The 18,075-nt window shown below is 71.3% G+C and carries 13 protein-coding genes; 7 read left to right on the top strand and 6 right to left on the bottom strand.

The annotated features are described in order from the left end of the window. Positions 1–423 precede the first annotated feature (423 nt). From GVV76_RS01430 to GVV76_RS01420, 3 genes are read right to left on the bottom strand one after another with little or no spacing between them, the layout of a single operon-like run. Positions 424–1,536 carry an ABC transporter ATP-binding protein gene (locus tag GVV76_RS01430; RefSeq protein ID WP_159624424.1) on the bottom strand — a complete coding sequence of 371 codons (1,113 nt, stop codon included), beginning with the start codon at positions 1,534–1,536 and terminating at the stop codon, positions 424–426. After that, on the bottom strand, positions 1,533–3,251 hold the full coding sequence (locus tag GVV76_RS01425; RefSeq protein WP_236263143.1) for an ABC transporter permease: 1,719 nt from the start codon (positions 3,249–3,251) through the stop codon (positions 1,533–1,535). Before GVV76_RS01425 ends, GVV76_RS01430 begins: the two co-directional genes overlap by 4 nt. Next, positions 3,248–4,366 (bottom strand): thiamine ABC transporter substrate-binding protein, encoded by a 1,119-nt coding sequence (locus GVV76_RS01420; protein WP_201292167.1) that lies wholly within the window; start codon positions 4,364–4,366, stop codon positions 3,248–3,250. Before GVV76_RS01420 ends, GVV76_RS01425 begins: the two co-directional genes overlap by 4 nt. A 504-nt stretch (positions 4,367–4,870) precedes the next feature. Between GVV76_RS01420 and GVV76_RS01415 the strand changes: the two genes are divergently transcribed. The 3 genes from GVV76_RS01415 (at position 4,871) to GVV76_RS01405 (ending at position 9,373) form a co-directional block, all read left to right on the top strand. Continuing rightward, positions 4,871–5,152, top strand: coding sequence for a DUF4235 domain-containing protein (locus GVV76_RS01415; protein WP_159624422.1), 282 nt, complete (start codon positions 4,871–4,873; stop codon positions 5,150–5,152). Positions 5,153–5,552: 400 nt separating this feature from the next. Further along, positions 5,553–8,027: a (Fe-S)-binding protein gene (locus GVV76_RS01410; protein ID WP_159624420.1), complete on the top strand. Its 2,475-nt coding sequence runs from the start codon at positions 5,553–5,555 to the stop codon at positions 8,025–8,027. Positions 8,028–8,401: 374 nt separating this feature from the next. Then, on the top strand, positions 8,402–9,373 hold the full coding sequence (locus GVV76_RS01405; protein ID WP_159624418.1) for a hypothetical protein: 972 nt from the start codon (positions 8,402–8,404) through the stop codon (positions 9,371–9,373). Positions 9,374–9,825: 452 nt separating this feature from the next. Here the strand turns inward: GVV76_RS01405 and GVV76_RS01400 are convergent, their stop codons facing one another. Then, complete coding sequence (locus tag GVV76_RS01400; protein ID WP_159624416.1) at positions 9,826–10,566, bottom strand: ABC transporter permease; 741 nt, start codon at positions 10,564–10,566, stop codon at positions 9,826–9,828. After that, on the bottom strand, positions 10,563–11,384 hold the full coding sequence (locus GVV76_RS01395) for an ATP-binding cassette domain-containing protein (protein WP_159624414.1): 822 nt from the start codon (positions 11,382–11,384) through the stop codon (positions 10,563–10,565). The genes GVV76_RS01400 and GVV76_RS01395 overlap by 4 nt, the downstream gene beginning before the upstream one ends. 348 nt (positions 11,385–11,732) lie before the next feature. On the opposite strand from GVV76_RS01395, the gene GVV76_RS01390 reads away from it, so the two are divergent. The 4 genes from GVV76_RS01390 to GVV76_RS01375 all read left to right on the top strand — a co-directional run bounded on the left by GVV76_RS01390 (position 11,733) and on the right by GVV76_RS01375 (position 14,986). Then, a complete protein-coding gene (locus tag GVV76_RS01390) occupies positions 11,733–12,905 on the top strand; it encodes a sensor histidine kinase (protein WP_159624412.1) in 1,173 nt (390 codons plus the stop codon). Further along, positions 12,886–13,563 (top strand): response regulator transcription factor, encoded by a 678-nt coding sequence (locus tag GVV76_RS01385; protein WP_159624410.1) that lies wholly within the window; start codon positions 12,886–12,888, stop codon positions 13,561–13,563. Before GVV76_RS01390 ends, GVV76_RS01385 begins: the two co-directional genes overlap by 20 nt. Further along, positions 13,560–14,717 (top strand): sensor histidine kinase, encoded by a 1,158-nt coding sequence (locus GVV76_RS10535; protein ID WP_159624408.1) that lies wholly within the window; start codon positions 13,560–13,562, stop codon positions 14,715–14,717. Before GVV76_RS01385 ends, GVV76_RS10535 begins: the two co-directional genes overlap by 4 nt. A 95-nt stretch (positions 14,718–14,812) precedes the next feature. After that, a complete protein-coding gene (locus GVV76_RS01375) occupies positions 14,813–14,986 on the top strand; it encodes a hypothetical protein (RefSeq protein ID WP_159624406.1) in 174 nt (57 codons plus the stop codon). 195 nt (positions 14,987–15,181) lie between these two features. Here GVV76_RS01375 and GVV76_RS01370 read toward each other — a convergent pair whose 3' ends face one another. Further along, the gene (locus tag GVV76_RS01370; protein ID WP_159624404.1) at positions 15,182–18,031 is read right to left on the bottom strand and encodes an alpha-1,6-glucosidase domain-containing protein; all 2,850 of its coding nucleotides are present in this window, start codon (positions 18,029–18,031) and stop codon (positions 15,182–15,184) included. Between the last annotated feature and the right edge of the window lie 44 nt (positions 18,032–18,075).

The raw sequence follows: 18,075 nt of genomic DNA, 5'->3' as shown, positions 1-18,075 counted from the left end.
CGGAGGGCCCTCGGGCATCTGACGATACGCCGAAAGACCGGGTGCAGGGGCGCCGATCAGCCCTCCTTCGTGATACTCCCGTGACCGATGGGGCAGAGGATACTCCGATTGCGTTTTGATCACAGATGACCGGCCTCGGCGCCCGCACTGTGATCCGCGCCACGGAGCGGGAGGCCCGGCGTGGCGGCCCGTCACTCGAGAGAGGTCATGCGCGCGCACCAGGGGGAACGTCACCTGAGCCCCTCCCTCCTGCGCGAATCGTGCTGCCGATTGACGACGGGGCCCCGCCCGGGATCGCGCACCATCAGGCCCCTCGTAGGGAGCGTATCGGGAGGGCGTCGGGGAATGCCGCTGTTCGGGCCGGGATGTGACCAGTCGGGCATTCGCTCGCGTCAAGTCGACACCCCGACCGGGAGGACACGATCAGAACTCGATGATGGCGGTGCGGGATGGATCCAGGCCCAGGCGGGCCCTCTCTCCGACCCCGTTCGCCGCCCCGTCGCCCCCGCTCACCCCAGCAGCGACAACGGCCCGCCCACCAGGGACATCGAGGGAGACATCCACCTCAACCCCGCCCCGGCGCACCCTCCTGGCGAGCACCGTCCCGCTCGCCCCCGGCAGCTCCGCGCAGCCGCGCCCCCCAGTGCCATCGGCTCCCGGGGCGCCCTCCTGCGGGCCGACGATGCTCAGCGCCCCCGGGGCGAGCGCCAGCCCGACGCCGGCCCCGCCGCCCGCCCGCGCGCCCGGCCGGCCAGCGTCGAGAAGACTCCCCCAGCCCAGGGCCTCTGCCTCCTCGCGCACGAGGATCGGGCTGAAGCCGAGGAAGGCCGCGACGCCCGCGCTGCCCGGATCGGCCCACAGCGCCTCAGGGGCGGCCAGGCGCGAGAGCCGGCCGGCCTCCATGACGCCGACCTCATCCGCGACGGTCATCGCCTCATCCTGGTCGTGGGTGACGTAGAGGGCGGTGGTTCCCTGCTCGGTGAGGATGGCGCGCAGGTCACCGGCGAGCTGCTCGCGCAGAGCGCGGTCGAGCGCGGACAGCGGCTCATCGAGCAGCAGGAGCCGGGGCCGGGGCGCGAGGGCGCGAGCCAGGGCGACGCGCTGCGCCTGCCCGCCGGACAGGGTGGTGATGGGCCGCGCCGCATAGCCGGGCAGGCCAACGAGCTCAAGCATCTCAGCGACGCGGCGGGCCCGCTGGGCCCGGGTCATGCCCGTCAACCCGTAGCCGACGTTCCCGGCGACGTCCCGGAAGGGGAAGAGTTGGCCCTCCTGGAACATGAGCCCGAATCCGCGCTTATGCACCGGGGTGGCGACGACGTCGCGCCCGTCCCAGCGGATGGTGCCGGCCGCGACGGGCTCCAGGCCCGCCACGGCGCGCAGCAACGAGGACTTGCCCGACCCGGAGGCCCCCAGGAGCGCGGTGATCCGCCCTGAGGGGATCCCCAGGCCGACGCCGTCGACGGCCACCACCGGCCCGGCGCCCCGGCCCCCGGGGTAGACCACCCGCAGCCCATCGATGCTCAGTCCGTCCCTCATGAGGCCTCCCTGCTGGTCGTGGGGGTACCGGGCTCAAGGCGCGAGCCTTCGCGGCGCGCCCAGCGGTTTTGCAGCCACTCGCAGCCGAGCATGAGGGCGGCGGTGCCGACGGCCAGAATGACACCGGCGGCCAAGCCCATCCCCTGGTTCTGCGCGCCGGGGCGGCCGATGAGGCGGTAGAGCACCACAGGAAGGGTCGGCTCGGCGGGGCGGGCGAGGAACGACGTCGCCCCGAATTCCCCCAGACTCGTGGCCAGGGCGAATCCGGCGGCGAGACCCCCGGCGCGCGCCAGGTGAGGGCCATCGACGGTGAGCAGGGCACGCCCTGGACCGGCGCCGAGGGCGGCAGCGGCCTCGCGCTGCCGGGGATCGATGGCGCGCAGGGCCGGCAGGAGGGTGCGCACCACGAGCGGCACGGCCACGACCGCCTGGGCGAGCGGCAGGATCCACCATGACGCCGTCAGGCCCGTGGGGGCCAAGGTGATGAGGAAGCCGAAGCCGACAGTCACGGCGGACACGCCCAGCGGGAGCATGAAGGCGGCGTCGAGGAGCGAGACGGCGCGGGCCAGGGCGCGGCCGCGGGGGGCGCGCGAGACCACGAGGCTCACCGCGCCGCCCACCGCGAGCGCGATCGCGGCCGCCACGACGGCCACGTGCAAGGAGTTGGCGGCGGCCTCCCAGACGGTGACGAGCAGGGCATTGCCCTGGCCGCGCGTGCCCAGGTCCGTGTAGTTCGTCAGGGTCCACCGTCCGCCCCGGCGCAGGGAGCGGACCGCGAGCACGAGCACAGGGGCGGCCAGGAGCCCTCCGATGGTGGCGGCGGTGAGCGCGATCGCGGGGGCGTCGGCGCGGCGCAGCGGGGTGGCGGGCACGTCCAGTCGCAGGCGGAGCCGGGCGTCGGAGGCGGCGCGGGCGCGCTCGGACCCCCAGAGGGCCGCGGCGATGACGAGGAGCTGGACGACGGACAGGACGGCGGCCGCGCGCAGGTTCAGGTACTGGGCGGTCTGGACGTAGATCTCGGTCTCGATGGTGCCGATCCCCACTCCACCCAGGACCAGCACGACCCCGTAGGCGGTGGCGCAGAACAGGAACGTGAGCGAGGCGGCCGACGCGATCGCGGGAGCCAGGCTCGGCAGGGTGACGGTGCGCCAGGCCCGCCACGGCGAGGCGCCGAGCGCGCGGGCGGCCTCGACGGCGCGGGGGTCGAGCCGGGACCACATGGTGCCCACGGTGCGCACGACGAGCCCGTAGTTGAAGAAGACCAGCGCGGCGACGACGGCGGTGAGCGTCCCGTCTAGGCCGAGGCCTCCCAGCGGCCCGCCCTTGGTGACCAGCGCGTGGAAGGCGACGCCGACGACGACACTGGGCAGCACAAAGGGCACGATGACGATCCCGCGCAGGAGGTCGCGCCCCGGGAAGGAGCGCCGGTAGAGGACGAGCGCTCCGGGCACGCCCAGGACCACGCAGATCGCGGTGGCGGCCGTCGCCTGGGTGAGGGTCTGGGTGAGGATCCGCCAGGTGCGCGGGGCCGTGAGGACCTCGGCGAAGCCGGTCAGGTCGAGGGCGCCGTCGGGGGCGAGGCCGCGACCCATAAGCGTGGCGACCGGCCAGAAGAACAGCACCCCGAGGAAGGCGAGCGGCACCGCGACCGCCGCCGCCCAACCGATCACCTCCCCCGGGGCGCGCGAGGGGCCCCGGGGGGCGAGAGCGCTCACTGGCCGACGGCCTCGGTCCAGGTGGCGAGCCAGGCCTCGCGCTTGTCGGCGATCTTGGCGGCATCGAGGGTGAGCGGGGAGGCCGAGAGGGCGCCGAAGGTCGTCATGGCGGGGCTGAGCGTCGCCTCGGCGCTGACGGGGTACATGTACATGGAGTCGGGGATCGCCGTCTGAACGTCCTTGGTGAGGAGCCATTCGATGAAGGCCTTGGCGCCTGCGGGGTTCTTGGCGCCGGACAGGACGCCCGCGTACTCGACCTGCCGGAAGGCGGTGGCCGGGACGGAGGCGGTGGTCGAGGTCGTCCCATCGGCGCTGACGGTGGCGGCGGGCGAGGAGGAGTAGGACAGGACGATCGGGTAGGCGCCCTTGCCCTCGCCCGCGGAGAAGTCGACGCTGTAAGCGGCGGTCCAGCCCTCGACGATCTTGGCCCCGTTCACCACGAGCCGCTTCCAGTAGTCGGCGAAGCCGTCCTCCCCGAAATGCGCGATGGTGGCCAGCAGGAAGCACAGGCCGGTGGTGGAGGTGGAGGGGTTGATGAGGACGGCGAGCCCCTTGTTCTCCGGCTTGGCGAGGTCCTCGAAAGAGGCGGGTGGGGTGAGGCCGTGATCGGCGAAGTAGGCGACGTCGTAGTTGAGGGCGACTTCGCCGAAGTCGATGGGGGCGATGGCGGCGGCGCCGTCGACGCGGTAGTCCTCGGCGCCGGAGGGCAGGGTGAGGGTGGAGGCAGGATCGACGACGCCGCCCGCGACCAAGCGGGAGATGAACGAGTTGTCGATGCCGAAGAAGGCGTCTCCCAGCGGCGCGTCCTTGGTCAGGACGAGCTGGTTGGCCAGCTCGCCACCACTGCCGGACTTCGAGATGGACACCGTCAGGCCGGAGTCCTTCTGGAAGGCGGCGAGGAGGTCCTCGGGGAGGTTGAAGTCGTCGTGGGTGAGGACGGTGATCGACTTGGCGTCGTCGCCGTCCTTCTTGCCGCAGGCTGCCAGGGCGAGGGCGGCGGCCGCCGAGCCGGCAAGCAGGGCGCGGCGGGTGAGGGCTGGCGCGGGAGCCGCGCGGCGCGGGGAGCTGGGGATGGTCGGTGAACTGGGGCTGGTCAGGGTGGTCGTAACGGTCATGGTGCCTCCTGGTCAGGTGCCTGGAGGGCCCACGCGCCCGGTGACGCGCGGGGAGAACTCGACTTCCTTCGCCGGTGCGAACCGGAGCAGGTTCGAGGGTCTGCGGTTCCCCGCACTCTCAGCGCCCGCCCCCGCCATCGGCGGCGGGATTCGGCGCTCCCCTGTCGTAGTGGCCCCAGCATAGCCGGGCGCAGGTCATGCGGTCCCGCTACGCCCCGGACGTCTTGCCGCGCCCTCGGCCCACAGAAACCGTCCCAGCCCACAGATACCGTCCCAGCCCACAGATACCGTCCCAGCCCACAGAAACCGTCCCAGCCCACAGAAACCGTCCCAGCCCACAGAAACCGTCTCGGCCCGGCGTTGCGCCCTCAAACTGCGAGAATGAGGGCGCAACGCCGGGCTGAGACGGTATCTCGGGGGTGAGGGCGCAAGTTCGACGGCCCTGGACCACGGATGGGGCATGATCGTCCTATCGCATCGCCCGCCGACCAAAGGAGCCCCGTCATGCCCGGCAAGACCACCGTTGACTTCGCCTGGAAGGCGACCGCCGCCGTCGCCACCCTGGCCGCCGGCTTCGTCGCCGACAAGGCGCTGGGCACCGTCTGGAAGGCCGTCACCGGCAAGCCCACCCCCAACGACGAGTCCCAGCTCCTGGAGTACCGGCTCATGGAGGTCGTCGCCTTCGCCGCCCTCTCCGGGGCCGCGCTGGCCGTGACCCGCGAGCTCGCCCTGCGCAAGGCGGCCGCCTGGTACGGCGGTCGCGGCCACAACCCCCTCACCTCCTGAGAGAGCCCCCATTCCCGCGCGTCGCAGGGCGTGGAACCGTGGGCTGCGAGCCGGCTGATCCCTGATCACCGACGACGAATCGGAGCGCCATAACCGCTCCACCTCAAGGACGCGCCCCCGTCTCCCCCGTCCTGACGCATCCCCGCCCGACGCCGAGCGGCGCGTCCACGAGGCCATCACCTCCGCTGAGTGCGGCGGCCCCCGCCCCGAGTTGCTCACCGATCCGACGGCGCGCGCTCACGCCAGCAGCCTCCCCCAAGGGCCGGGGTGGAACGCGATGGCCATGCATCTCAATCCGGCCTCGGTCGCCGGCCCGCAGGCCGCCTACGCGGTCATGGGCGGGCTCACCAGCCGGTCCTGATGACGGGTGGGTAGCCGCCGCGCACGTAGGCTGGGGCCCGTGACATCGCTCGAGGTTCTCCAGGCCGTCTGCGCCGCCGTCGTGCTCGTGTCGACCATCGTCGGCGTGACCGTCTTCGGCCGCGCCTGCCTGACGATCGCTCGGCGACTGCGGGTCGGCCGCCCCGTTCCCCGCGAGCGCCTGCGCCCCATCGGTCGCCGCGCCTGGCTCTCCCTTTCCTCCGCGCTCAACCACCGGGCCTTCCGGAGACGCCCCTGGATCCGGGCCGCCCACTGGCTGGTCATGATCAGCTTCCCGCTGCTCTTCCTCACCCTCGTCACCGGGTACGGGCAGGTGCTCGGCGGCGCGGCCTTCACCCTGCCGCTCCTCGGGCACGCCGCCTGGTGGGGGTGGGTCGTCGACATCATCGCCTGGCTGAGCCTGGCCGGCATCATCCATCTCGTGGCCGTGCGCCGGCGCCTCACCCGCCGCGGCGCGGCCGAACCGCCCTACGCCGCCGACTCAGAGGGGGGCGCGCGCCCCCGTACCTCCCGCTTCGCCGGCTCCACCACCAGCCAGGCGCATTTCGTGGAGGCGATCATCGCCGCCGTCGTCGCCTGCGTCCTCGCGCTGCGGATGCTGGAGCACGCCCGCCTGGCCGCCTCCCCCGACGCCGCGGAGCGCGCCCTGGCCACCTGGACGCGATTCCCACTCACCGCCTGGGCCGGCCCCGCGCTCGAGCCCCTGGGGTTCACGGGCCTGGCCGCCGCGATCACCATCGTGGCCACCATCAAGGTGGTGGTCTCCATGACGTGGTTCGTCGTCGTCGGCCGCCAGCCCTCCATGGGCGTGGCCTGGCACCGCTTCCTCGCCTTCATTAACATCTACGTGCGCCGCGAGGTGGACGGCTCCAAGGCCCTCGGGCCGCTCACCCCGATCGCCCTGCCCGACGGCCGCCCCCTCACTGCGGAGACGATGGACGACCTCGACGCCGCCATGGAGGCCGCCGACGAGGGCGAGGGCCCCGAGGTGCGCCTGGGCGTGGGACGCATCGAGGAGTTCACCTGGAAGGGCCTGCTCGACTTCTCCACCTGCACTGAGTGCGGCCGCTGCCAGGACCTCTGCCCCGCCTGGAACACCGGCAAGCCCCTGTCCCCCAAGCTCTTCACCCTGGCCCTGCGCGATCACGCGGCCGCCGCCGCGCCCTACCTGCGCGCCGCCGCCGAGCTCGGGGTCGCCCCCGAGGAGGTCGACGACGACGCCCTGCCCGCCCGGGGCGTCTCCAGCCCCACCGGCAGCGCCGGGCTCGCCCCGGGCTCGGCCCACACCGGCGATGTCCTCGGCGCGCTGCTGGCCGCCAAGGCCGCGCCCACCGAGAGCGGCGTCGCCACCCGGCCCGCCCCCCTGGCGGGCGACGTCATCCCCGCCGACGTCCTGTGGGCCTGCACCACCTGCGGCGCCTGCGTGGAGCAGTGCCCCGTGGACATCGAGCACCTCGACCACGTGGTGGACGTGCGTCGCCAGCAGGTCCTCATGGAGTCCGCCTTCCCCAAGGAACTCGGCGGCATGTTCCGCAAGCTCGAGTCCAAGGGCAACCCCTGGGGCCTGGCGGCCCGCAAGCGCATGGACTGGGCCAAGGGGCTCGACTTCGACGTGCCCGTCATCGGGGACGACGTGGAGTCCGCGGCCGACGTCGACTACCTCTTCTGGGTGGGCTGCGCCGGGGCCTTCGAGGACCGCGCGAAGAAGACCACCCGCGCCGTCGCCGAGCTCCTGCACATCGCGGGGGTGAGCTTCGCGGTGCTCGGCGACGCCGAGTCCTGCACCGGTGACCCCGCCCGCCGCGCCGGCAACGAGATCCTCTTCCAGATGCTCGCCGCCCAGAACGTCGAGACTCTCAGCGAGGCCGGGGCGACGCGCATCGTGGTCACCTGCGCGCATTGCTTCAACACCCTGGCCCGCGAGTACCCGCAGGTCGGCGGCCAGTACGAGGTCCTGCACCACACCCAGTTGCTCAACCGGCTCGTGCGCGAAGGGCGCCTGAGGCCGGCCCCGCCCACGCCTGGGAGCGGAGACCCTGGGAGCGGAGCCGCGGACAGCGCCGGCGGCGCCCCGGGCAATGGCGCCTCACCCATCGACCCCAGTTCCGCCCCCAACGCCGCCCCCAGCACCGCTCCTACTGTCACCTACCACGACGCCTGCTACCTGGGGAGGCACAACCGCGTGTACTCCCCGCCGCGCGAGCTCTTGGAGGCCACGGGCGCGACCGCCGTCGAGATGCCCCGCCACCGCGAGGAGGCCTTCTGCTGCGGCGGCGGCGGGGCGAGGGCATTCATGGAGGAGTCCATCGGGACGCGCATCGCTGTGGAGCGCTCGCGCGAGGCCATCGGCACGGGCGCGCAGGTCATCGCCACCGCCTGCCCCTTCTGCACCACGATGCTCTCCGACGGCGTCGCCAGCGAGGGGGCGGATGTGCGCGTCGCCGACGTCGCCACCCTCATGCTTGAAGCCGTCCACCGGGGCCAGAGGGCCTGAGCGGGAGTGGACCGCGGGCGGCTGCGCACCTTCTGGGACAAGGCCCGAACACATGTCGGCTCCGCCCACGCTCGCCCTCTCAGCCCACAGGTACCGCCTCAGCCCACACGTACCGTCCCAACCCACACATACCGCCTCAGCCCGCAGGTACCGCCTCAGCCCACACATACCGCCTCAGCCCGGCGTTGCGCCCTCAAACTACGAGAATGAGCGCGTAACGCCGGGGCGAGGCGGTATCTTCGAGGTGAGACGGTATCTGGGGGGCGAGGCGGTATCTCCGTCCCGAGAACCACACCGCCTCCGAGGCATATCCCTCGCTCGCCCCTGTGGAGAGAGCCCGGTAGGAGCGCGATTCTCCTGGGACCGTCGTATCCATGAGCGCGATCCTCTCCAGTACCACCGGCCCGCAAGTACCACTGACCAGCCCCGTCCACCTGCTCCTCGCGGACGAGGACCCTGCGGGCGGCCCCCATTCCACCCTTTTCCGGCGCAGCCAGGGACCGCGCGCGGAGCTCTACCGCCTACGGCCTGGCGTCTACACGCCGCGAAAGGAATGGGAGTCCCTGCCCAACGCCAAACGACACCTGGTGAGGATCCTCGCCAACGCGCACGCGCCACGCGGACGGCGCACCGGAGTCCTCGCCCGCGAATCCGCCGCTGTCGTCCTAGGCATCCCCATGATCGGCCCCCTGCCGAACCGCCTTCAGTTCGTTCTCCCCGGTGGCCGCCACGGGGACAACACGCCACTGGCGCATGTGTCCACTGCCCCGGAGGACACCCCCATCGTCGTGGCGCACGGCCTGCCGGTGACCGATCCGGCGCATACCGCGGTTGACCTCATGCGCCACCGTTCCTTCCAATCCGGGCTCGTCACTCTCGACCATGTTCTGCGCGAAAGGCTCGCCACGCCCGAGGAGCTGCTCGACATCGTTGAAACCCAACCAGGGCGCCAAGGCAACTCACGGGCGCGCCTCTGCCTCAAGCACGGTGACGCGCGCTCAGAATCCGTGGGTGAGAGCCTGTCCCGTGCCGTTGTCATCGAGCAGCACCTACCCATTCCCGATCTGCAGGTCTCCTACTACGACCGCGATGGGAGATTCGTCGCCCGCGTGGATTTCGCCTGGCCGGAACTGAGGCGCGTCGGAGAGTTCGACGGCGCGGGCAAGTACCGGCGCGAGGTCAGCGGCGTGGCCTCCGAGCGGGCCCTGCTCGACGAGCGTCAGAGGGAGAATCGCATTGAGGTCGTCACCGGTCTCAAAGTGATCCGATGGACATGGGATGACCTCATGCGACCCGAGAGGTTTCTGAGGATCCTCGCCAATGGCGGCATCGTCCCCCTGCGCTGAGCTCTCACGCGCCCTCGGCCCACAGGTACCGCCTCGGCCCGCAGATACCGCCTCGGCCCGGCGTTGCGCCCTCAAATTACGAGAATGAGCGCGTAACGCCGGGGTGAGGCGGTTTCTTCGAGGTGAGACGGTATCCCGGGGGCGAAGGCGCGACGTTGGGAAGACCCGGGCTCGGTGGTCGGCCCCCGGCAGCCGACAAGCCGGCGACCGGAGGACCGTCGGCCACCCGCCAGTACCCCACAACCAGCGGGTCACCGGTGATCAGCGATCGGTGATCTCCGCCCACCACCCCCCGCGCGAACAGGCGAAGGCAATTCCTGCGGGCTCGGTACGACATGAACCCCCACCACCCCCCGCGCGAACAGGCGAAGGCGCCCCCGCCCGAGATGGGCGGAGGCGCCTTCACCATGCGCGTGGTTTCGGCGGGGCGCTTGGCCCTCGCACAAATCCGCTTACTCCCAGCGCATGCACCACGTGGCGACCCCGAAGAGAGAAGCGCCGCCAGCGGCGAGTATGGACCAGCCGAACAGGGCGTGGGTGGCATCGCCGACGCTCGTCAGCGGCCAGCGCAGCCCATCCAGCAGGTAGGTGGTGGGAAGGAATGTGGAAAGGGCCTGGACCCCGGGGAGGGAGTCGGTCATCGCCGCCACAGCCGAGAAGGCCGTCATGGGAGCCACGATCGCCAGAACGACGGCGGTGGCCACGGCGGTCGATGGCACCAGGACCCCCACGACGACGCCGATCGAGCAGAACAGCAGGGTCCCCAGGACGGCCGGGACCAAAGCGAGGGGGATCCATGCCGTGGCAGTCATCCCGGCGCCCATGCCGAGTCCGACGGCGGCGAGGATAAGCGCCTGCACCAGGGTCACCGCGATCGCCACGCTGAGCGCGGCGGACAGCAGCGTGGGCACCCGCACCGGCGCGCAGCGCAAGAGCGTCCCCAGGCCCGATTCCCGCCAGTCGGCCACGCTGCGGGCGCCGGAGAGCATCCCGTTGCAGGCCGCGCCGAAGGCCACGACGCCGGGCCCGATCACGTCGAGCATCGAAGCGGAGGCCGCCACGGTCTGCTCGCTCACGGCGAGCGCGAGGCCGACGAGCAGCACGGGCGGCAGCACGAGGGAGAAGATGAGAGCGACGGGATCGCGCAGGTAGGTCCGGGCGAGGGAGCGGGTCAGCGCCTTGTAGGAACTCATGCCAGCGCCTCCTTGTTGCCCAGGACGGCGGGCATCGGGTCGAGCGCGGTGACGCGGCCCCGGGACCGAGCAGCCATGGCGGCCCGCCCGAGCGGCGGCGTCAGGGACCGGTTCGAGTCGGCGACGAAGGAGGAGGCCGGCCCGACGGCGACCACTCGGCCATCATCGAGGACGGAGACGCAGTCACACAGGGTCCCCAACTCTCCGAGCAGGCGGGCGGCGCAGATCACGGTGGTCCCCTCGCCGCGGGCCTCATCCAGCGCATCCAGGAGATCGGCCCGCTCCGAGCGGTCCAGATCGGCCATGGGCTCGTCGAGGAAGAGGACCTCCGGGTGGTGCACCATCGCGGAGGCGAGGGCCAGCATTCGCCGGGCACCCACCGGGAGCAGCTCCACGCGCCAGTCACGCAGCCTGCCCAGGCCCATCTGATCGAGGAACTGGTGGGCGCGGGCCTGAGACGCCCCCAGGAGCGCCGCCACCGTGCTCAGGTGCTCCCACACGGTGGCATGCGAGAAGAAGGACGACGCCGTGGCCTGCACGCCGACCCGCGCCAGGAGCGCGCGGTCGCGGCCGCCGGGGGCGCGGCCGAGAAGGGAGACCTCGCCGGCCTGGGCCCGCCGCGCGCCGTAGAGGACCTTCAGAAGCGCGGTCTTGCCCGCTCCGCTCGGGCCGATCAGCCCGTGGAAAGACCCGGGCTCCGCCACGAGGTCGACGTCGCGGAGGATCTCCCGCCCGCGGAAGGACTGCTTGATGCCCCGAGCGCTCACCGCGGCGGCATGGCCATCGCGCGTCGCGAAGGCGCCGAGGGCAGCGGTCATGGACTCAATCCTCTCGGGCCGCATCGTGGCTGTTGCCGTCAGGCGCTCGCCAGTCGATCATATGTTTCAGGGCTCATTCACTCGCGGTCGCGATAGGCGCGGGCCGCGAATGCCGACCGGCGGGGCGGTCACCCGCTGCCATCGGCCAGGGACCATCATCGCTCCTCGCTCGGCGGCGCGGAATCCTGCCTTCCGCGCGATCCCGCTCCTCCCAAAGGCGGATCACGCCCCGCCGACGGCGAGGGCCGGCACCCGGGAGTGCGCAGCCCTTGCGAAGGGGCGCGGACGCATCACCGCGGATGCTGACGACTCCACCTTTCACCCAGGAAGGTGGGCTAGCCTCGCCGTGTGAGCCCCGCATCCGTATCCCTAGGGACGCTTCCCGCGCCCCGCCCCTCGTGGCGGGTGCGGCCTCGGGCGTCCCGGCTGCAGTTGACGGTCCGCGGGATCCTCACCGCCCTTCTGGCGCTTCTGGCCGGCGCCGACCTCAGCGCGAATGGCGCGGACCTGTTCACGACGCTCTCACTGCTGTCGGTGCCCGCGCCAGTGCTGTGCCGCCGATTCCCCTGGACGGTCACCTGCGTCCTGATAGCAGTCACCGTCCCGCTCGTGGCTAGGTCATTCTTCACGGCGGCGCTCCTGGCGGACATCATCATGTTCCCCCTGCTCGTCGTCGACGGCAGGGTTCGTCAGGCGGCCTCGCTCTTCCTCTGCTTCCCCATCGGATGGCTGGCGGCGCTGAGGATCGGCAGCCCGCTGGCTGACTTGCCCGTGGTTGAGCTGATCCTGATCGCCTCGGGATCCAATATCGGCTTCATCCTGCGCTACTCCCGCGAGATGGTGGCGCGGGAGAAGAGGCTCCGGGAGGCGGCTCTGGGCGCGCAGCGCATGACGATCGCGCGGGACCTGCACGACACCCTCGCCCGCGCCAACACCCAGATGGTGCTCCTCGCCCAGCAGGCGCTGGGTCATCGCCCACGCAGTCAGCGCGTGGCGAGCGCCTTGGAGGACGTCATGACGATGGGTCATCGGTCGGTAACCGACCTGCGCACCATGCTGCGCCTCCTACGCCAGGACACCCCCACCCCCACCGCACCCATCCCCAGCCTCACCCAAGCCATGACCAACGCCCGCACCACCCTGGCCAACGCCGGCCTACACGCCACCATCACCACCGACGGCGAACTCACCCACCTCCCCCCCACCATCACCACCACCCTGACCCGCGCCCTCGACGAAACCGTCGCCAACATGACCAAATACGCCGCCAAAGACGCCCCCTGCACCATCATCATCGGCGCCACCCCCAACCAAGCCACCCTCCTAGCCACCAACCCCATCGCCGACCACCACCGCCACACCCACCCCGCCCTAACCTCAGGACTCGGACTCATCGGACTACACGAACGCGCCCAAGCCCTCGACGGAACCCTCACCCACACCACCACCGACCACCACTGGACCCTCACACTCACCCTCCCCCTTACCCTGGAGACGAGCCATGCCCCCCTCAGCCACTGACCGTGAGATCCGCATCATCGTCGTCGACGACGACCCGATCGTGCGTGACGCCATCGCCAGCGCCCTGCGGGACGCGCCCGGCATCGAGGTGGTGGCGATGGCGGAGAACGGCGCGGACGCGGTGAGCATCGTCCACGAGCGCACCGTCGACGTGGTCCTCATGGATGTGCAGATGCCCGTCCTCGACGGGGTGACGGCCACCCGGCGCGTGCGGGAGATCTCGCCGGCCACGAGCGTGCTCATCCTGACGACCTTCGACGACGACACCTTCCTCGACGGCGCGCTGGCCGCGGGAGCCTCCGGGTTCCTCCTCAAGACGACGCCCCCGGCCGAGCTGATCACCGCGATCCGCACGATCCACGAGGGCGGCAAGGTGCTCTCGCCGGGCCCCACAAGCAGGATCCTGGACCGCTACATCTCCGGCCAGCCCCCGAAGACGAACGCCGCCGAGGAACTCGACCTCTCCGAGCGGGAGAAGGAGGTCCTCGAGCTCCTGTGCCAGGCGCGGTCCAACTATCAGATCGCCCGCCGCCTCAACGTCGCCGAGACCACAGTGAAGACCCACGTCTCCGCGATCATGCGGAAGATGAAGGTCGCGAGCAGGCTGGAGATCGTCGTGGAGGCGCATCGCAGGGGCCTCTCGAACGGCTTCTCATGAGGTTCCTACACCTGCTGGATCCGCATCAGCACCGGACCCGGGAAGTCCTCCGACTGACCGTCACGATCACGTTCGTACTCCTGCAATCAGGCCCCTTCTTCAACTACCTCCAAGCCCTCGCGATCACCACGAGCCTTCTCGCGATCGCCTGCCTCCTTCTCATCGATCGCTTCCCCTGGGGAGTCCCGATCACCCTGGCCGCGGGGATCGCCGCCGCGCCCCACCTGCTCATCGCGGCCCCACTTGAGACAGCGGGATTCCTCAGCCCCGCACTCCTCGTCCCCGTCAGGCGCTTCCGGCAGACGGGCCTCATCCTGGCGGCCTCCTGCGTCGACGTCACCCTCCGCGCGCAGGCCGGTGGCGCCGGCGCCTACGCGATCCTCCAGGCACCGGTCCTTCTCAGCGGCTCGGCGAGCGTGGGAATGGCCCTGCTCTACTTCCGCGCGCAGACGGAGCGGATGGAGGCGGAGCGCCTCGCCGCCCTGGGAGCGCAGCGGACCGCGATCGCGCGGGACCTGCACGACACCCTCGCCCGCGCCAACACCCAGATGGTCATGCGGGTCCAGGCCGCTCGCCCCCTGGCGCAGGACGAGCCGCCCATCGCCGCGCTCCTGGACGAGATCGCGGCGATGGGTCATCGGTCGGTAACCGACCTGCGCACCATGCTGCGCCTCCTACGCCAGGACACCCCCACCCCCACCGCACCCATCCCCAGCCTCACCCAAGCCATGACCAACGCCCGCACCACCCTAGCCAACGCCGGCCTACACGCCACCATCACCACCGACGGCGAACTCACCCACCTCCCCCCCACCATCACCACCACCCTGACCCGCGCCCTCGACGAAACCGTCGCCAACATGACCAAATACGCCGCCAAAGACGCCCCCTGCACCATCATCATCGGCGCCACCCCCAACCAAGCCACCCTCCTAGCCACCAACCCCATCGCCGACCACCACCGCCACACCCACCCCGCCCTAACCTCAGGACTCGGACTCATCGGACTACACGAACGCGCCCAAGCCCTCGACGGAACCCTCACCCACACCACCACCGACCACCACTGGACCCTCACACTCACCCTGCCCTTAGGTCCTGCCTCGGATCCTCCTGAGACCTTCCCGAGACAAATCAGTCCTACAAAAGAATGAGAACCCTTGACCCTAGGGGCGATGGCGGTGTCCCATGAACCCGTAAGACTGGAGTCAACACAGAGGCTCCCTGACCCCAACCTAGGAGATCAATCGTGACTCGTCGTCGCACCCTGGCAGGCGCACTCCTCGCTGCTTCTCTTCTGACCGCGGTCGCCCCGGCCGCCTCGGCCGCTGAGGCGAACTCCCAGTTCGACCAGGCCAAGACCGAAGCAGTCCCGTACTACTGGCACATCCGTTGCGCTCACTTCTGGGGCTGGCTCTGCTGAGTTAACGCTCCCCATATTCGTTCACCTTCCTGTGCGGAGCCCGGGCCCGTCTCTTCGAGACGGGCCCGGGCTGTTTCTCGGCATTCCTTCGTTCTCATCCCCCACGTCATCCCCGCGCGAGACTCGCCCGCGCCCCCTGGTAACGCGGTGACGCCGCGGATAAGCGGGTGCGCGCAGGAAGTCCCACCGACTCGCTCAGGGCTCGATGAGCACCGCCACCGTGCGCGCTGGGACGCGCAACTCGCCCGTGGTCGGATTGAAGGCGGTGCCCTTGACGACGCCGTCCGCGCCCCCGGCCTGAATCGGACTGAGGAGGAATCTGCGCCCCATCATGGAGCCCGGGCGCACCACTGATTCCTGGGCTCGCGCGTTGATGACCACGGCGACGCCGTCGAGGGTCGGGTCGAGATCAGCGGGCCCGGCGCCGTCGTCGATCACCATGACGATGACGCCAGGATCGCCTGTGACCGGGAAGGAGACCCGCTCCCGGATGAGTTCGGCGCTGCCCAGCGCCAGCAACGGGGTGGATCGCCGCAGGCGCAGGAAGTCGAGGCACTGGGCGCGGGTCGCAGCGATGCGCTCGGCGGTGGGCCGCAGCCCGGGGCGGGTGAGGAGCACGGATTGCATGAGCCACCGGTCGAAGTTGCGCTCGGCAGGGGGCAGGCCCCGTCCCCAACCGTTGTCCGCGCATGACCAGTCGAGGGCGTTGAAATGGTCCCCGGAGTTGTAGGAATCGCGGTCCAGGGACTTCGAGCGCAGCATCTCCGCGCCGGCCGCCCAGAACGCCGGCGACTGCCCGAGTGCGACCACGCCCAGGCACAGCGCCGCCATGCGCGCGCGGGCCTCCATCGGCTCGTCCGGGTCGAGCTTGTAGGCGAGGATGTCGAAAAGAGTCTCGTCATCATGGGCGTCCACATAGTTGATGGACTCCACGGGCTCGGAGGCGAATGCGGCCGGATCCGCGCCGTAGCGCAGCTCGTCGCCCCGCACCCAGCGGCCATGGCCGGAGTGCAGCGCCACGTCGCGCAGGTTGCCCGCCAGGGCGATACGGATGAGATCGCCGCGCCAGACGAGATCCGCCTGCCGGACATCCGCACCACGAGTGTCGAAGGGCGAGGGCGCCTGCGCCAAGCCCGTCCCAAGCCCCTGGATCTCCCTCGGCTCCGGATCGGCGACGCTCCCACCGCGCAGGGCATCGCGCAGGCGGTCGTTGAAGCAGCCGATCCCGGTACCCGTCAAGCGGCCCTGCACGGCCTGGACGAAGAGCCTGTTGTCCCGCACCTCCCCGAAGTTCCATCCCTCCCCGTAGAGGAAGGGGTCGTGGCCGATCACCTCGGACGCCTCCGCGCGCAGGGCCTCGCGCACGCCGCGCATCGTGGCCGCGGAGTGGTGCCCCATGAGGTCGAATCGGAAGCCATCCGCCCGGTAGTCGCGCGCCCAGCGCACGCACATGTCGATCATGAGGCGCTCCGCCATGGACCGCTCGGTGGCGATGTTGTTCGCGCACGTGGAGTCCTCGATGGCTCCGGTGGCGTCGAGGCGGTGGTAGTAGCCGGGCACGATCCGGTCCAGCACGGAGCGCGAGTCCTGCCCGCTGGCCGCGGTGTGGTTGTACACCTGGTCGAGCACCACCTGGAGGCCCATGGCGTGCAGGGCGCCGATCATCTCTCGCATCTCGATGATCCGGGCCCCGCCATCCTGGTGCCCGGCGCGCGCGTAGGAGCCCTCGGGGACGCCCCAGTGGTAGGGGTCGTAGCCCCAGTTGTAGGCGTCGTCGTCGGCGACGGCGGCGATCGCCGCCTGGGGGCGGCGCGAGGCCGGGTGGGCGCCGTCGGGGATGTCGGGAACGGCCTGGGCGGCCCGGTCCTCCGGGATGGAGGCGATATCGAAGGTCGGCATGAGGTGGAGCGTGTCGATGCCGGCCTCGGAGAGCTCGCGCAGGCTGCGGGTTCCCGCGCTGTCAACGGTGAAGGCGGCGTAGGTCCCGCGCGACTCGGCCGGGCAGGTCGGGTCCGCGGCGGAGAAGTCACGCACGTGGAGTTCGTAGATGGCCCGGGCGGCATCTCCCCCGAGCTCGCTTCCCGCGGCGGGGGCGGCCTGGTTCGCCCAGGCGGCGGGGGCGAGCGCGGGATCGGCGAGGTCGACGGCGACACTGCGGCGCGAGTCCATCGTCAGGGCGGTGGAGTACGGGTCGGTGACGAGGTTCGTCTCGATGCGCCCGGTGGCGGGGACGTAGACCCGGACCTCCCACAGGTACTGATCCCCCGTGCTGATGCGGGGGCTCGCGGGCACCTCCCAGCGCCCGTCCGACAGGCGCCGGGCAGGGGACCGCAGGGGCTCGCCGTCGACGAGGGGGACCGAGCCGGTGGGGTCCCCGGTGGCCCAGCTCAGCAGGGCGACCTCGACGGCGGTAGGCGCCCAGAGGGCGAAGGCGGGGCCCTCCCCTTCCTGGCGAGGGCCGTCGCCACCCCACGTCGGGCCGAGGGGAGCGGAGCCGTCGCGGTTGGCGGCGCCGCCGTGGAGGAGGTCGAGGATCGGCCAGATCTGAACGCCGGTGCAAGCGGTGATCCAGTGGCCGACGGCGTCGGAGTCCACTGTGCGCTGCACGATCGTCAGTTGACCGGTAAGCGCCGCCTCCACGGCGTCGACGGGCAATCGGGGCCCGGCGATGGCATCCTGCGTGCTCAGAGCCAGATATCCGGCGAGTGGCGGGTGCGTGGCGAGCGCCCCGGGAAGGACCTCGTCGATGATCCCGGCGACGACGAGTGGAACGACGAGGGCGCCGTCGCCGAGGGTGAGCAGGCCCTCCACGACCGCGGTGCCACCGCGCGGGCTGGCGATGAGGTCGAAGGAGACCGGCGGGCGGGCGCTCGACCCCAACTCGGATGGGAGCACGCCGGCGGGCAGGAGGCTCGTGGGCCAGGCGAGGGTGGTGGCGTCGAGCCAGTAGGCGCGGGACTCGCCCGCCCCGGGGACCTCGTGCTTGACCGGTGCCTCGTGGTGGGCACTGGGCGCGGTGCGCCGACGCCCCTTCGCGTCCTTCATGGGATCACCCTCCCATGCCCCGCCCCTGTGATCCACCCCACCCG

Origin of the sequence: Actinomyces sp. zg296 (assembly GCF_009829695.1) — a bacterium.
Lineage (GTDB): Bacteria > Actinomycetota > Actinomycetes > Actinomycetales > Actinomycetaceae > Actinomyces > Actinomyces marmotae.
Note: the sequence above shows the minus strand (reverse complement) of the source record. Positions and strands in the feature narration are given on the sequence as shown.

Coding starts and splice junctions, on each gene's coding strand:
- GVV76_RS01430 (WP_159624424.1), bottom strand. CDS start 1,536: ATGAGGGACGGACTGAGCATCGATGGGCTGCGGGTGGTCTACCCCGGG.
- GVV76_RS01420 (WP_201292167.1), bottom strand. CDS start 4,366: ATGACCGTTACGACCACCCTGACCAGCCCCAGTTCACCGACCATCCCC.
- GVV76_RS01415 (WP_159624422.1), top strand. CDS start 4,871: ATGCCCGGCAAGACCACCGTTGACTTCGCCTGGAAGGCGACCGCCGCC.
- GVV76_RS01405 (WP_159624418.1), top strand. CDS start 8,402: ATGAGCGCGATCCTCTCCAGTACCACCGGCCCGCAAGTACCACTGACC.
- GVV76_RS01400 (WP_159624416.1), bottom strand. CDS start 10,566: ATGAGTTCCTACAAGGCGCTGACCCGCTCCCTCGCCCGGACCTACCTG.
- GVV76_RS01395 (WP_159624414.1), bottom strand. CDS start 11,384: ATGACCGCTGCCCTCGGCGCCTTCGCGACGCGCGATGGCCATGCCGCC.
- GVV76_RS01385 (WP_159624410.1), top strand. CDS start 12,886: ATGCCCCCCTCAGCCACTGACCGTGAGATCCGCATCATCGTCGTCGAC.
- GVV76_RS10535 (WP_159624408.1), top strand. CDS start 13,560: ATGAGGTTCCTACACCTGCTGGATCCGCATCAGCACCGGACCCGGGAA.
- GVV76_RS01370 (WP_159624404.1), bottom strand. CDS start 18,031: ATGAAGGACGCGAAGGGGCGTCGGCGCACCGCGCCCAGTGCCCACCAC.